The following is a 15,805-nucleotide window of genomic DNA, read 5'->3' on the forward strand; positions in this document are numbered from 1 at the left end:
AAATAAAAAAACCAAACTGTTTATTTTTAATTAATAAACAATTTGGTTCAATTAGTTGTTTTTCTTTTGGCACCACTTTTGTGGGGCACCTCAAACCTAGTTTTTCTTTTAATTGGCGAAGTTCTTCAGAAGATATATTTTCTTGATAAAAAAGCTTTAAATTAAAACCAGTAGGAATAACGTGATAATTACTTTCGATAGGATAACGCTCTTGTAAAAAATTAAGCACTTTAGGGGTCGGAACAATAACCGCCTCTACGGCGGAAATATATTTAGTCAATAACTTATCAAAATATTTTATAATAGTTTTTTTCCACATTTTTAACCAAAAGTTTTGGTTCATTTCGATGAATTCAATATACATCGTGTGAAAAGTATAAACAACAGGTAAATTAAGTTTTTTTGCCGTATAAAGAGCTAAAGAACCAATGCCAAATTCAGTGTGTAGATGGATAATATCTAAATTTAGATCTTTTAATAAAGGTAGATATTTCTTATAACTAACCACCCAACAAAAACCTTTTAAAGCTTTTATAGGAACTGGCAAACCTTTGATCCTGATAATATGAGGATCTTTTTCTTCTTTTATTTGTGGCGAATTAGGGGTGATAATATAAACTTCATGCCCTAAATCTTCTAAACCTAATTTTAAAGATTTAACAGAAACCACAACGCCACTAATTAATGGTTCATATGAATCTGTAAAAAGACCTATTTTCATTTTTATACCTTCTAATTCTTCGCATTATTTACTAACATAAAAGATATTGCCGCCTTTTTTATTCATCAAAATGATGATTCTGTTTTTGTAAAGTAGAAGCTAAACTTTCCACTTTTTTAAACGAAGGATGTTTGATGTCTAATTTTTTTATTCCGTAAGGAGGCAAAAAAGAAATAGTGATTAAAGATATTTTGATTTCTATGACTGTTCCACGACCAAAGGTATTATGTTCTACTTTATCGCCTATTTGGTATAAAAAAGCTTGATGAGGATTAGATGGTCTAATTTTCATAGTTTTATTAAAATAAGCATTATTAAGATTAGTTAGAGGAAAATTCATTTCTTTCACAAAAGAAGAAATTTCTAATTTCACAAATTGCCCGTATTTCATTCTTTGTGCGACACTAGTAAGATATAAACGTTCTTTCGCTCTTGTAATAGCGACATAAGCTAGACGTCTTTCTTCTTCTAAATCAAAAGTATCGTCAGGATCTTTACTATTGTTTAAAGGGAAAATATTTTCTTCAAAACCAATAATGAAAACCACTTTAAATTCCATCCCTTTTACTTTGTGGACAGTAGCCAATTTAACTTGATCATCGCCATCTCTTTTATCTTGACTATATAAAGATATTTGATCTAATAATTGTTTTAATTTTTCCAACATAGTTCCTTCGAATTCTGTGTTCGCTTCAGCAAACACATTTTTCAATTCTTGGATATAATCTAGAGCGTTTTGAGTTTCTAAAGAATCCGGCTTTTCTCTTAAAGTATCAGAATAACCAACTGTTTTATCCACATAATCGACTATTTCTTCTAATTTATTAAAAGAATGGGAATGTAGTTTATCTTTCATTTTTTGGATTAAAGTTTGAAAAGAAACAATATGTTTGATAATTTTGGAATCAGGAGGATAATGGTTTAAGGCTGTAAAGAAAGAAAGGTTTTGATTTTGACTGATTTCTTCGATTTTTTTAAAAGTTACTTTACCTATTTTTCTGCTCGGAACATTAATGATTCTTTGGAGGTAAAAATTTTGATCAGTATCCATTAAGACTTTTAAATAAGCTATTAAATCTTTAATTTCTTTTCTTTGGTAAAAAGAGATATTGCCTAATATCTTATAAGGAATCCCTTTTTTCATTAAATTATTTTCAAAGAGCCTTTCTAAAGTATTATAACGATATAAAATAGCGACATCTCCATAACGATATTGGTTTTTAGACGCTAATCGATCAATTTCTTTAATGACAAAATCAGCTTCCAAATTAGCGTTCATAAATTGGTTAAAAAAGACCTCTAATCCATCACCTAAAGAACTTTTTAATTCTTTGCCGAAACCATTATGATTTTTTTTAATCAATAAATTCGCTTTTTTTAAAATATTATTAGTAGAACGATAATTCTGTTCTAAAATAATTTTTTTAGCTTGAAAATCTTGCACAAAAAGATCGTTATTTTCTTTACTAGCGCCTCTAAAAGAATAAATATTTTGATCCGGATCTCCTACAGCGAATAAATTATGATGTTTTTCGGCTAAAAGTTTTAAAATTTGGTATTGATGGAAATCAGTATCTTGAAATTCATCGACTAAAACATGCAGAAACTTATTTTGGTAAAAAGTTCTAATTTCAGGATAATTTAAGAATAATTCATAAGTATAAATGATTAAATCATCAAAATCGATTAAATTATTATTTTTTAAATAAGTTTGATAAGCATTATATATTTTTTCAATATGATGATCCATCGGAGGAGCATCTTTTCTATGAGGATTTTTTGTTTTAATTAGATAAATTTGTTTTTTTAAACAAGAAGGCAAGTATTTTTCAGAATCTAAATTAAGCGCTTTAACAACATCTTTAATAATTTTTTTAGAATCGTTATCATCTACAATATTAAAGCGCGAATCATAATTGTATGACAAACGATGGATAAAACGTTTTAAAACTTGAAAACCAAAAGCATGAAACGTATAAATATTAAGAAGAGCTGCATTAGGAATTTGGATAATATTTTGCACCCTATTTTTCATTTCTTTAGCCGCATTATTAGTAAAAGTAATAGCTAAAAATTTATCATAAGAAATGTTTAAATGTTGAATTAAATAAGCTATTCGACTAGTTAAAGTTTTGGTTTTACCTGTTCCCGCCCCAGCGATAACATAAAGAGCTCCTTCTGTATAGATAACAGCTTTTTTTTGTTGTGGATTTAATGTTTCTAACCATGATTTTTCTAACAACATGAGTACCTTCTTGTCTTTGTGAAAATGATTTTTTTATTGTAAAAAGAGTAATATTGCAAAAAGATGATGGACAATAACTACTTTGTAACGTAATAATATTATAACAAAATAAGCTACCTTTTTATAAAGGATAATTGCTTATTTGTTGGTCTCATTCATGAGTTTCCTCTGCTTAATGTCTCAACGCGAACTTAAATTTTCTCTTTCGCCTTGTGAAGGTCGTTCGCCTTTGCCGCGATGAGGTGGTGCACCGAATGTATTTCAACATTGGCTTTAAATTTTCATGACTCTACTACTATGGTCTGCTGTCTCCTTGCCTCTATTCGCCATGTTTTACTGTTGCCAGTGAGGTTTAGGGGATAAGAAGTTGCTTCTAAATATCTGCTAAAATAAACGATTTTAAGCGAGCTGACTTTGGTTTTTTAACCGGTTATAATGACCGGATAGGCAAAATCCGTTTAGTCAGCTAGGCGAGGAAGTTGTCGATTTAATGACTGCAATCCGAAGATGTCGTGATTTTAATATACTCATCAAAATATATATTAATTGTCTTAGTGTTATTTCAGTCCTTTTCCGTGGCGTTGGTTTATTCTTGCAAACTCCTATTGTCCGTTAGATTTTGGAATTAATCCGCTTTCAGGTTCTGCTGCTGTAACTCTGACTTCTTTCGAATATCAGACCCGAACCAGTGAATTCGACTATTAGAAAGTCGTGCAGTTTCGTTAAATCTGCTGATATTTAGGCATCTTTCTCGCCATGATGATGATTGTCGTAAACAAGCAACGAAGATTATGAAAGAAAATAAGTCATTATTAGATAAAATAGCTAATTTGCTTTTAGAAAAAGAAATTATCAACAAAGAAAAACTAAACTAATTTATTCAACAACTTCATTAATTATTAATTTTAAAGCCCAAAAAGAGTTTTAATGCATCAACAATATTTGCAAAACACAAAAAAGATACCATACAAAGAAAAAACCATCCTTAAAGATGGTTTCATTATGATGTATACCTTGCAGCAAATTTTTTTCATTTCTTTTTTCAAAATAAATAAATTATTTTTTTTGCTGAATTTTATCATTTAACATCGAAACAAATGCTTCTACAGAAACGTTATTTTGTTTATTATCGCCGTATTCTCGATAAGTCAAACGATTGCTAGTTAACTCTTGATCGCCAATAACAATTTGGAAAGGAATTTTGGCTTTTTGAGATTCTCTAATTTTATACCCTAAAGTAGCTTCTTTATTGTTAATTTCTACTCTTAAATTGTGTTTCAATAAAATTTCTTGTATTTTTTTAGTATGTTCTAAATGTAATTGAGCATTAACAGGTATTAAAACAACTTGTAAAGGGGTTAACCATAAAGGAAAAACACCTTTATTTTGTTCAATTAAATAAGCTAAAAAGCGTTCTATTGTGGAAATAACTGCTCTATGGATGACGATAGGAGCATGTTCTTTACTATCTTTACCAATATAAGTTAATTTAAATCTTTGCGGTAACAGAAAATCTAATTGAATAGTGGATAAAGTTTCCTCATTGCATAAAGCAGTTAAAACTTGGACATCTAATTTAGGGCCATAAAAAGCAGCATCACCTTTTTGCTCTTTATATTTGATGTTTAAACCATTTAAAATTTCTTTTAAGATAGATTCAGATTTATGCCACATATTATCATCATTAAAATATTTATCTTTATTTTCTGGATCTCTGGTGCTTAAATTGAAAAAATAATCCGTAATATTAAAATCTTTATAAACTTCAAAAATTAAACTCATAATTTTAACAAATTCGGTTTTAATTTGTTCTTGAGTGATAAAGATATGAGCGTCATTTAAGGTCATTTCTCTTACTCTTTGCAAACCTGAAACAGCTCCAGAATGTTCATATCTATGCATCATTCCTAATTCAGCGATTTTAAGAGGTAAATCTTTATAACTACGTAATTGTTGTTTAAAAATCATCATATGATGAGGACAATTCATCGGTCTTAAAACCAGTTTTTCTTCTTTTTTTAATTCCATAATAGGGAACATATTATCTTTATAAAGCTCTAAATGTCCTGATTCTTCGTATAATTTAGTATTAGCTATAATAGGAGTATAAACATGTTGATAACCATAAGATAATTCTTTATCTACAATATATCTTTCTAAAATACGACGTATAGTAGCGCCTTTAGGTAACCAAAAAGGTAAACCCGCTCCTACTTCAGGAGACAACATAAAGTAATTTTGTTCTTTATTGATGTGTTTGTGGTCTCTTTGTTTTCTTTCTAATAATAAATTTAAATAATTTTTCAAATCTAGCCTGTGAAAGAAAGAAATACCATAAATTCTTGTTAAAGCTTTGTTTTTAACACTGCCTTGAAAATAGGAACCAGATGTTTTTAACAATTTAAAATGTTTGATAAATTTAGTATTAGTCAGATGGATGCCGCGACAAAGATCAGTAAATTCACCTTGAGTATAAACGCTTAAAATAGGGTCTTTAATATTTTTTAATATAGTTTGTTTGTAAATATTATCAGCAAATAACTTTTCTGCTTCTTCGTAGCTAACTTCTTTTCTCACAATAGCTAATTTTTCTTGTGAAATAGTTTGCATCATTTTTTCGATTGTCGCAAAATCATTTTCCGAAACGACTGAATTTTGAAAATCGATATCATAATAAAAACCTTCTTTAATGGTTGGACCTAAAACCAAAAGAGCTTCAGGATAAAGCCTTTTAATCGCTTGGGCCATTAAATGAGCAGTACTATGGTTTAAAATTTCCAAACTTTTTTCATGTTTTTCTATCATGATTTCTAAAGTGCCATCTTCTTCTAAAGGACGGTTTAACTCGATCGCTTTTTCGTTAAATAAAGCGGCTATTGGTTTAGTAGAAAAACGTAAATTTTGTTGTTGAATGATTTCAACAGGAGTAATTCCTTTAGGAAAAGATTCTATTACATCATTATTAAAACGTATTTTAATCATAAAGCTAAATACTCTAGTCCTTTCTTTTATTCAATACTATAAATTATACATAAAAACCTGTTTAAAAGAACTATTTTCCTAAACAAAAATTAGAAAATAATTCATCCATTAAGGTTTCATTAATATTGTTGCCTACAATAGAACCTAAAGCCACATAAGCTTCTTTTAAAGAAATAATATGAATATCTATCGGAATTTGTTGATCAATATCTATAATAACATTTTTTAAAGCTTGCAAAGCATTTTTCATTTGTTGGATATGTCTAGAATTAGATAAATAATTAAAGTTTTTTTCTTCAATCAGGTCTAATTGAAAAATTTTTAAAATTTTATCTTTGAGTTGTTCAATCCCTTCTTTGGTGATGTTAGAAATAAAAACAATTTCTTCTTCTAAAAAAGAAAAATTCATTTCAGAAGGTAAATCGGATTTACTACCGATTAAAATACGTGGATGGTTTTTAGTCGTTTCTAGTAATTCTTTATCTTCTTGGCTTAAAGGACGACTTTGATCTAATAATAATAAAACCAATTCCGCCTCTTTGAAGAATTTTTTAGACAGTAAAACGCCCATTTTTTCCAAAGGATCATCAGTTTCTCTAATTCCTGCAGTATCAATTAAATTTAAAGAAATGCCTTTAATATTAACATGTACATCTAAAAAATCTCTAGTAGTTCCAGCTATATCAGAAACAATTGCTCTTTTTTCGTCTAAAATAGCGTTTAATAAGCTCGATTTGCCCACATTAGGTTTGCCAATAATTAAAGTCTTAATACCTTCTTTTAAAAAACGCGTTGTTACAGAATGATCTAAAATATCTTGCATACTTTTAATTAAACGATGAACTTCTGGTAAAATAATATCATTAGTCATCATTTGAATATCTTCGTATTCAGGATAATCAATGTTAACTTCGATTTTACTTATTAAACTTAAAATATCTTTACTTAGATTTTCTATGAGTTCAGACGTTTTTTTTTGTAAACCTAGATGCGATAATTTAACAGCATGCTCGTTTTGAGCATGAATCAAATCCATAATAGATTCTGCTTGGATTAAATCTATTTTACCATTTAAAAAGGCTTTTTTACTAAATTCGCCTGGTTCAGCTATTCTAATGTTTAAGGATAAAATTCTTTCCAATAAAAGTTGAGTAATTAAAATACCACCATGCCCGTGCACTTCTATTACATCCTCACCAGTGAAAGAATGAGGCTTTTTAAAAACTGACACTAAAACCTCATCTAAAATATCTCTTTTATGGTCTAGAATGTAACCATGATGAATAGTATGAGAAGGAACTTCTTTTAAAGTAAAATTTTTTTTAGGACTTTTGAAAATTTGGTCTATACTTTCGATCGCTTTAGCGCCACTGATTCTGATAATGCTGATTCCTCCTGTTCCTAAAGGAGTGGAAATAGCAACAATAGTTTCTTCGTACATGACTTCACCACACTTTTTTTATTTATTAACTTTCTGCACTTATGTTAAAGGCTTCTTCTTGTTTAAACTCTTTAATGGATTGTTTTAATGAATTAATTATTTCATCAATATTCTCTTGAGATTTCACAAAAGCACCACAAGCTCTTAAATGTCCTCCGCCGCCAAATTTACTTACAATATGGTTAATTTTAGGACCGGCAGAACGGATGCTTAATTTCCATTCTTGATTAGACATCTCTACGATAAAAGCCCAAACAGGATAATCTGCAACATTACTATAAATATTAACTATAGAAAAAATTTCATCAATACTAAAGTTAAATTTTTTAATGATTTCTTGTGAAATTTGAATATAAATTAAACCATCTTCGGCGATAAAATTTTCACAAATATAACCTTTTAATTTTAACATTTGTAAACTTTGCGTGTTGATTTTTTTATCTATCTCAAAAGCCTTAAATTCAAATTGCAACAATTCTGAAGCCATTTGTAAAGTTTTATCCGTTACCCTATCGAAACGGAAATTACCGGTATCAGTTACTATTCCTACATACATCGGCATCGCTCCTTTAAGACTTATTTTATAGTTATGATATTCTTTAAAATTATAAATCATTTCGGAACAAGAAGCGAATTGAGGTTCTACCCATTGATAATTGCCATACTCTTCCATTGATAAATGATGATCTATTCGGATAATCATTTTACCTAATTTATATCTTTGATCACTAATAATATTAGCGTTACCAGAATCAACCACGATTGATAAAGCGCCTTGGTAAGTTTCATCTGTGATAGAATCCATGTCTCCTAAAAAAGCCATTTTAGGATTAACCTCTCCTACGGCATAAACCTTTTTATGAGGATAGTTTTCTTGAATAATATCTTTAAGACCTAATTGAGAACCGTAACAATCTCCATCCGGTCTTTTGTGTCCGTGAATGATAATGGTATCAAAATTAATAATTTGTTGTTTAATAAAATCCATTATGCTTATGAGCATCTCTCTTTCATTGTTTTTTGTAATTAATTATCATTAATGATTAATGTTTTTTATGTAAGATTAATTAGTCTCTATTCTTGTAGCAGCTTGTGCGCATAAAGATTTGATTTCGTTTTTCAATGCATCCTTTGTTATACTTTGATCAATAGCTAATACATAAGTAAATAATTCGGATAAAACAGTTCGTAAAAAGTTTGAATTAGAAAAAATAGGTGTTTCAAAAAACATTTTGTCTTCTTGTTTATCGTCTGTTTTTTGATTATTGTAGGCATATTGTAAAGAAGCAAAATGAAGGGTATTCGGTTCTATAGTTATTGGACTAGACTTAGAAGGGTCATTTATTTTGTTGTCCACTTGGTTAAAAATATCTGTTCTTGTGATGTTTAAACCCCCTGTGGCGTTTAACAAGTCAATAAGGTTTTCTCGAGAAGTTAAAGTTTTTAAAAATAACCAAGAAGCTAACATTTCATCTTTTTCAGAAGAATAAAACATATTTATATTAGCGCCTTGCATCACATTTTTATATTTACATTCTTCTTTTATTAACGTTAACAAAGGAACCTTTGATAAACCTACATTTTTCAAATCGCTTTCTTGAACTTTATGAACCATTCTTGTAGAATCAATAAAAATGCTGCTCTTTTTTTGACAAAACATATCTAAAGCTTTTTGTTCGCCGTTCATTTTCGAAGTAGTCATATAACCTGTATTGTAAAATTTTTCTTTAAAATATTTGATGACTTCTTGTACTTTTTCTCCTCTTAAAAATTCTTCAGCTTCTTTTTGAGTTGTTGGAAATTTTATTCCCGATTGTTGAAAAGCAGTATTCAATAAATTTGCTTCGCTACCGAGCACTATCGGAATAAAGCCGTTTACGTTTTTTTTTAATTCTTTCATTTTTTCGGCAATGATTTCTAATTGTTCCCAAGTTAAGCCTTTTGATTCATCTTTTGGGGAAATAACACCATTTTCATCGATGACTAAGTCTGGAAGGTCACGGTTTAAAACGTTGCGACAGTCTTTAAACATATCTTTATTATAGAAAAGTGTTTCAGTTGTTTTGCTAAAAGGGAAACTGTAATAATGTTCTCCTCCATCATATCCATGTTCTAATGTATTTTTTTTCAAATAAGTTGTGTAAAATTGACCTTTAATGTTTGCATCATCTCCTTGCATAAAAATATCTAAAGGCACTACCTTATGAGATTTAGAATAAAATTCCACATGATCGGGATACGAAAAAACTAAATTAGGTTGTTTATTAACCGGCAATGCGTTAGCTACGCTTTTAGCGATATTACCCCAGTTTGATTTATTAACTTCTTTAATTTTAATGCTACGATATGTTTTTTCAAATTGTTTAATAACTTTATCTAAAACCTCTTTTTCTTCTGGGTATAAATTATGCCAAAAAACAATTTCTATCTTTTTATCAGGATCGTTGAAATATTTTTGTTGTTGATCTGCCTTTTTAAACTGTTTTTCAACTAAAGTTTTCAAATCGTCATATTCTTTTTGATAAAATTTTTTATCCTTAGGTGAAGCGAACAAATGGGCAATATAAATCAATATAAAGATGGACAAAAAAAATAAACCAATAAATAAACTATTTTTTTTAAAATTATCCTTTGATGCCACTTTTATTTTCCCCAGATATAATGTATTTTTTTGCAAAAATAAAAATTAATAATAATGGTAAATTAATCAAAACAGAAACCGCCATTTGTAGGTGCAACTGATCGATACCACTTTCTCCGTCAAATGTTTTTCTTATCATATTAGTTAATAATTGACCTCCTACTAATTCTGGCCAAGAATAAGCATTCCAAGCCGCTACTGTTCTAAAAATAACAGTCACAATAATCGAAGATTTAGTGATGGGAATTAATATTTTCCAAAGGTATTCCCAATCGGTAGTACCGTCTATTTTAGAAGTATAATACAATTCTTTAGGAACGCGTTGAAAAGCCTGCATAATTAAAAATACATGAACCACGTTAATTAAATAAGGTAACACCATAGCGAAAGTAACCCCTAAAGGGAAGGAAGCGCCGTTGCCAGTATCAACCATCCCCAATTGAGCTATAGTACGGAAATTAGCCAATACTAAGGTTTCACTAGCAATCATCATCGCTATAAATAAAAGAGCGACAATAGTTTTTTGGAAAGAGAAATTCAAAATACTTAAAGCGAAAGCTGCCAAAACAGCGAATAAAGTTCCTAAAGTGGTAGAAATGATAACCATCAATAAAGTGTTTAAAAAGTATTTAATAAATTTAAAATTTTGTATTCGAAAAACTTCTTGATAATTTTTCCATTCCCAACTTTTAGGCAACATTAAAGCGTTATTTGTGTCTATATCGGCTTTATTTTTTAAAGATGTAATAACCATCACATAAAAAGGAAAGGTCAAAAACAGAAGAACTGAAAACAAAAAACTAAATTTCATAATAGAAAAAAAATTAATTTTATGCTTCAATTTGAATTTTTGTATTTTTTCCCATGTGTTTTTAAAAAAAGATTTTATTTTACTCATTTTTTCTTTCTTCGCTATCTACTTTCGATAATTTATTTTTTTCTTTTTTTGTAATACAAAACTAATTGTTGTAAATAAAACAGAAAAAAACAATAATATAACAGCTGCTGCTGCACCTTTAGAATAAGAATTATAATTAGGACTATTGATTTGAGAATAAATATAACCCACAATAGTTTGAATTCTATAATCAGCGTTTTTACCGAAAACTCCAACAACAGTTTCATATTCTTTCATGATTGTCAATAATTCAATAATAAATTGATAAAAAAGCACTGGTGCCAATAAAGGCAATACTATTTTAATAAAAATGCGCCATTTGGATGCCCCATCAATTTTCGCAGCATCATAATAAGATTTATTAATATCTTGTAAAGCTAATACGAAAACAAAAATTTTAAAAGGTAGTCTGTACCATATGTTATAAAAAATAATAACAAACATTTTATTCATATAAGGAGCAGAAATATTAATCCAATTTTTAGGTTTTATTCCAAAAAGACTTAAAAAATTATTAAATAAGCCTTCTGGCTTATTAATAGAAGGGATGTTATTGTGGTAAAAAAAGGAACTAAAAATCATGCCCATAATAACCGTATTAGCTAGCAATGGTAAAAAGAAAAAAGTTTTAAAAAGATCTTTTAAATAATGATTATAAACGCTATTCAAAGCTAAAGCGATAACTAAAGCAAAGGTTAAAGAAATAGGGACTGCTAAAACGACCAAAACTAAAGTATTTCTAAGAGAGTAACGAAACTCCACATCACGAAGCACTTTATCATAATTCTGGAAACTTAATAAGTCCGTTTTACTAAAAGAATCGCTAAATTTTTGGTAATCGCCATTAAAAGAAATAATGATATTTTTAATTAAAGGAAAAAAAGAAAACAAAGTTAAAGCAATTAAAGTAGGAGCTAAATAAAACCAATGTTTATTTTTTTTGTGACCTGCAATTTCTAACATTTATAAAATCCTACTACCATCAGTTTTATCAAAAACAAAGCATCTATGTTCCATAATGTTAAAACGGACGGTGGTTTTATTAATATGAGCGAAATTCAATTCTTTTTGTTTATAAGTAGGGATGATAATTTGAAAAATTGTATGCAAAGATTCTGATTTTTTAGCCAATAAAACAGTTTCTCTGCCGAGACTTTCAATCGCTATTCCTTGAACTTCAAAAATACCTTTTTCCTCTAAAATATAACCTTCTGGTCTGATAGCTATATGAACGTCTTTTTTTTGTCCTTTTAATTGTGATTTATTAAAAAGCACTGTATTGCCAACTTTAACCTCACCATCATCTATATTGCCGTTAAAAATATTAATATGAGGAACGCCTAAGAAAGAGGCTACAAATAAATTGGCAGGATTGTTATAAATTTCTCTAGGAACATCTGTTTGTTGGATATAACCTTTATTCATCACATATATTTTATCACTCATATACATCGCTTCTTCTTGATCGTGTGTGACAAAAACAGCAGTAATTTTGGTCTTTTTTTGTATTCTTCTAATTTCGTCTCTCATTTTAAAACGTAATCTAGTATCTAAATTAGATAAAGGTTCATCTAATAACAATACTTTAGGGTTTTTAATCAAAGCACGAGCGATAGCGACTCTTTGTTGTTGGCCGCCAGAAAGTTCTCCTGGTTTTTTATCTAAATATTCTTCTACAGAAGTTAAAACCGCTATTCTATCTACTTCTTCTTGTATTTTTTCTTTAGGCATTTTTAAATTTTGCAAAGGAAACATAATATTTTGTTTCACTGTCATATGCGGGTATAAGGAGTAATTTTGAAAGACCAAACCTACTCCTCTTTTTTCAGGAGGAAGATGAGTCACATTTTGGTCTTCAAAAAAAATTTCCCCTTCATTAACTTTTAAAAGTCCAGCAATCATATAAAGAATAGTGGATTTACCACAACCGGAAGGCCCTAAAAGACTCACTAATTCGCCTTTTTTAATTTCTAAATTTAAGTCCTTAATTGCATAAGTTTGTTTTTTAGTTTGTTGATTTGTAAAAATTTTGGAAACATTTTTCATTATAATTCCCATGATCGTTTTTTATTAGTATCCTTTTTTTGATTTTGTTTTTATTAAAGTTAAAAAGAAATATTATTCGGTACTCTTGGAAAAGCAATGACATCTCTAACATTGTCTAAACCAGTTAAATAAAGCATTAACCTTTCAAAACCTAAGCCGAAACCGGAATGAACGCATGTACCGAAACGACGTAAATCTAAATACCATTCTAAGTCTTGTTGGGAAATATTAAAAGCTTTTATTTTAGCTTGCAAAACTTCTAAGTTTTCTTCTCTTTGTGAACCGCCAATTAATTCACCTACTTTAGGGACTAAAAGATCCATAGCAGCTACTGTTTTATTATCAGGATTATTTTTCATGTAAAACGCTTTAATTTCTTTAGGCCAATTGATCACAAAAACAGGCGCTTTAAAAACCGTATCCGTTAAATATTTTTCATGTTCTGTAGCTAAATCGCCGCCATAAAAAGGTTTTTGTTCAAAATTTACTTCACTTTTTAATAAAAGATTAATTGTTTCTTCGTACGTTATTTGTGGAAATTTTTCCAAAGTAGCTATAGTGGTTAATCTTTGAATTAAACCGTTTTCGACGTTTTGATCTAAAAATTCAAAATCTTTTTGATTCTTTTCTAAAGAATAAGAAATCACACTTTTGAGCATTTTTTGAGCCATTGCTATATTCTGTCCTAAATCATAAAAAGCCATTTCTGGCTCTACCATCCAAAATTCAGACATATGACGTTGAGTATGAGAATTTTCCGCTCTAAAAGTAGGGGAAAAAGTATAAACTTTACTAAAAGCGGTCGCGAAAGCTTCAGCTTCTAATTGACCCGTTACAGTTAAATAAGCCGGTTGTCCGAAAAAATCTTGTTTATAATCGATTTGTTTATTGGCGTTTAAAGGGACTTTGTTTAAATCCAAAGTTGTAACTTGAAATAATTGACCCGCTCCTTCGCCATCACTACCAGTTAAGATGGGTGTATGCACGTTAATAAATCCTTCTTGTTGAAAAAAATGATGAATAGCCATAGAAACTGTGTTACGAAGGCGAAAAACTGCCCCAAAGAGATTAGTTCTTAATCTGAGATGAGCAACTGTACGCAAAAACTCTTTAGAATGTTTTTTAGGTTGAATAGGATACTCATAAGAACTATTGCCTAAAATATGTATTTGAGAAACTAACAATTCAAAAGGTTTTTTAGCTTTAGGAGTAGCGACTAAAACACCTTCCGCTTTTACAGCAGCTCCTATCGTCAAAGAGTCTTTAATCTCGTTTAAATCAATCCCTTCATATTCTTTTAAAACTATTTGCAAGTCATCTACAAAAGTGCCATCATTTAAATCAATAAAAATAAATTTTTTTTGAAAACGACCATTTTTTATCCAACCATTAATGGCGATCTTTTTGTTTAAATAAAGAGTATAATCAGTATAAATATCTTTAACAGAACACATTTTTTTATCTCCCGCCAATAAAATAAAATAATTATTAACATTTTAAAAAATTTTTTTAATTCTTCATCAGAATCTTAACAAAATCATCAAATCATATTTTTTTATTCAAATCAAATTATAATGTTTCCGCGGAAAAGAATCATTTTATCAATAATTATTAAAATAATGCATAAATAGATAAAAAGAAAATCAAACTAAAAAAGATAAAAGTTTTCGTTCATACAAAATATAAGATAAATACGTTGTTTTATCGATATTCAGGTTTTAAAAACTAATTTTATAATAAGATTTCATTAACTACCTATTTAAGAGTTTTAATAATCATTAAAAATTAGGAAAAATTTAAAAACTTTTTTGCAAACAAATAAATATAATTCACTTAAATTATAAGTTATTTTATATATAATTGTCAAGTTATTTTTCACGAATTAACTTTAACAAATGTCTGTAGTATCTTTGTCCCAAATTTTTATAAAAACATCCTCTGTTTTCTTGCCTTCGAAATTTAACTTATATTTAGGAACTTTGGTAAAACCATTTTGTTCGCAAATATCATCACAAAATTTTTCATACATAACTTGATAATTAAATTCCGGACGATTTTCAATAGAAAATTCAATTTGAATATCCTTTTGATAATTACGTATAGAAATAGCCCAAATTGGCGAAAATATTAACAAAAAAAAATATAAAAAAAATAATCAAAATATATTTTATTCCCTTAATTTTATTGACGATTTTGCTCCTTATTAAAAAAATTTTCTATTATTTATAAAAAATTTAAAGTTTTTACACAAATCTTTAAATTTGAGTTAGTGAGAAAAATTTTAGTATTTTGGAAATTATCCTTATCTAAAAAATAATTAATTTTGATTATTATAACCCTGTATACGGATTTTATTAGTATAAATTAACAAAATAATAGAACAAATAAAAGTCAAAGCAATAGTAATCATTATTAAAATATATTGATTTGCAGTTTCTTGAACTTTTAATTGTTTTTTTAATTCTTTTAATTTTATTTTATATTTATCCATTGAAATAGATTGTGAATTATCGGCTTCTGTGGTTTTTCTTGACAAATCTTTTTCAATTTGTTTTAATTCTGTTCTTTTTGTTTCGATTTTTTTTGTAAATCATTAATTTTTTGTTCTTTAATTGAGAGTTTTTTTTGATATTTATTGTTTTGTTCGTCTAAAGGAGCTTTTTTTTCTTCAAGCGCTTTAATCTCTTGATAAAGTCGTTCTTTTTCTTTTTTTAAAGATTCGTTCCCTAAAGTTTCTAGCATTTCATCAATTTTTTTGATAAAAGGAATCGGTTCTGGAAGAAAAAAATTTTTTTAGGTAATTTATACAAAAGATATAAATTAAAAAAAAT

At 28.4% G+C, this 15,805-nt stretch carries 13 protein-coding genes; all 13 read right to left on the reverse strand.

The window, feature by feature from the left end:
• Positions 1-721: glycosyltransferase (locus RI68_RS01910; RefSeq protein ID WP_017193566.1), on the reverse strand; the 721-nt coding region annotated here is incomplete at its 3' end.
• Positions 722-779: 58 nt separating this feature from the next.
• Positions 780-2,966 (reverse strand): ATP-dependent helicase, encoded by a 2,187-nt coding sequence (locus tag RI68_RS01915; RefSeq protein ID WP_017193567.1) that lies wholly within the window; start codon positions 2,964-2,966, stop codon positions 780-782.
• Between the two features lie 1,056 nt (positions 2,967-4,022).
• Positions 4,023-5,948 (reverse strand): threonine--tRNA ligase, encoded by a 1,926-nt coding sequence (thrS, locus tag RI68_RS01920; RefSeq protein WP_017193568.1) that lies wholly within the window; start codon positions 5,946-5,948, stop codon positions 4,023-4,025.
• Positions 5,949-6,018: 70 nt separating this feature from the next.
• The gene (gene mnmE, locus RI68_RS01925) at positions 6,019-7,389 is read right to left on the reverse strand and encodes a tRNA uridine-5-carboxymethylaminomethyl(34) synthesis GTPase MnmE (RefSeq protein ID WP_017193569.1); all 1,371 of its coding nucleotides are present in this window, start codon (positions 7,387-7,389) and stop codon (positions 6,019-6,021) included.
• A gap of 25 nt (positions 7,390-7,414) precedes the next feature.
• Positions 7,415-8,377 carry a DHH family phosphoesterase gene (locus RI68_RS01930; RefSeq protein ID WP_017193570.1) on the reverse strand — a complete coding sequence of 321 codons (963 nt, stop codon included), beginning with the start codon at positions 8,375-8,377 and terminating at the stop codon, positions 7,415-7,417.
• A 75-nt stretch (positions 8,378-8,452) separates the two neighbouring features.
• Positions 8,453-10,030 (reverse strand): ABC transporter substrate-binding protein, encoded by a 1,578-nt coding sequence (locus RI68_RS01935; RefSeq protein ID WP_017193571.1) that lies wholly within the window; start codon positions 10,028-10,030, stop codon positions 8,453-8,455.
• The gene (locus RI68_RS01940) at positions 10,014-10,928 is read right to left on the reverse strand and encodes a carbohydrate ABC transporter permease (RefSeq protein ID WP_017193572.1); all 915 of its coding nucleotides are present in this window, start codon (positions 10,926-10,928) and stop codon (positions 10,014-10,016) included. The genes RI68_RS01935 and RI68_RS01940 overlap by 17 nt, the downstream gene beginning before the upstream one ends.
• 18 nt (positions 10,929-10,946) lie before the next feature.
• Positions 10,947-11,891 (reverse strand): carbohydrate ABC transporter permease, encoded by a 945-nt coding sequence (locus tag RI68_RS01945; protein ID WP_017193573.1) that lies wholly within the window; start codon positions 11,889-11,891, stop codon positions 10,947-10,949.
• The gene (locus RI68_RS01950) at positions 11,892-12,986 is read right to left on the reverse strand and encodes an ABC transporter ATP-binding protein (protein WP_017192166.1); all 1,095 of its coding nucleotides are present in this window, start codon (positions 12,984-12,986) and stop codon (positions 11,892-11,894) included. It abuts the gene before it with no gap.
• Between the two features lie 47 nt (positions 12,987-13,033).
• Positions 13,034-14,428: an asparagine--tRNA ligase gene (gene asnS, locus RI68_RS01955; protein WP_017193574.1), complete on the reverse strand. Its 1,395-nt coding sequence runs from the start codon at positions 14,426-14,428 to the stop codon at positions 13,034-13,036.
• Positions 14,429-14,862: 434 nt separating this feature from the next.
• A complete protein-coding gene (locus tag RI68_RS01960; protein ID WP_017193575.1) occupies positions 14,863-15,108 on the reverse strand; it encodes a hypothetical protein in 246 nt (81 codons plus the stop codon).
• Positions 15,109-15,291: 183 nt separating this feature from the next.
• Positions 15,292-15,510 (reverse strand): hypothetical protein, encoded by a 219-nt coding sequence (locus tag RI68_RS01965; protein WP_017193576.1) that lies wholly within the window; start codon positions 15,508-15,510, stop codon positions 15,292-15,294.
• 17 nt (positions 15,511-15,527) lie between these two features.
• Positions 15,528-15,716: a hypothetical protein gene (locus tag RI68_RS01970; protein WP_017193577.1), complete on the reverse strand. Its 189-nt coding sequence runs from the start codon at positions 15,714-15,716 to the stop codon at positions 15,528-15,530.
• Positions 15,717-15,805: the final 89 nt, after the last annotated feature.

The sequence above is a fragment of the Vaccinium witches'-broom phytoplasma str. VAC genome, from assembly GCF_000309405.1.
In the GTDB taxonomy this organism is placed as follows: Bacteria; Bacillota_I; Bacilli_A; order Acholeplasmatales; family Acholeplasmataceae; genus Phytoplasma.

Coding starts and splice junctions, on each gene's coding strand:
- asnS (WP_017193574.1), bottom strand. CDS start 14,428: ATGTGTTCTGTTAAAGATATTTATACTGATTATACTCTTTATTTAAAC.
- RI68_RS01930 (WP_017193570.1), bottom strand. CDS start 8,377: ATGGATTTTATTAAACAACAAATTATTAATTTTGATACCATTATCATT.
- RI68_RS01950 (WP_017192166.1), bottom strand. CDS start 12,986: ATGGGAATTATAATGAAAAATGTTTCCAAAATTTTTACAAATCAACAA.
- RI68_RS01940 (WP_017193572.1), bottom strand. CDS start 10,928: ATGAGTAAAATAAAATCTTTTTTTAAAAACACATGGGAAAAAATACAA.
- RI68_RS01945 (WP_017193573.1), bottom strand. CDS start 11,891: ATGTTAGAAATTGCAGGTCACAAAAAAAATAAACATTGGTTTTATTTA.
- mnmE (WP_017193569.1), bottom strand. CDS start 7,389: ATGTACGAAGAAACTATTGTTGCTATTTCCACTCCTTTAGGAACAGGA.
- thrS (WP_017193568.1), bottom strand. CDS start 5,948: ATGATTAAAATACGTTTTAATAATGATGTAATAGAATCTTTTCCTAAA.
- RI68_RS01915 (WP_017193567.1), bottom strand. CDS start 2,966: ATGTTGTTAGAAAAATCATGGTTAGAAACATTAAATCCACAACAAAAA.
- RI68_RS01970 (WP_017193577.1), bottom strand. CDS start 15,716: ATGCTAGAAACTTTAGGGAACGAATCTTTAAAAAAAGAAAAAGAACGA.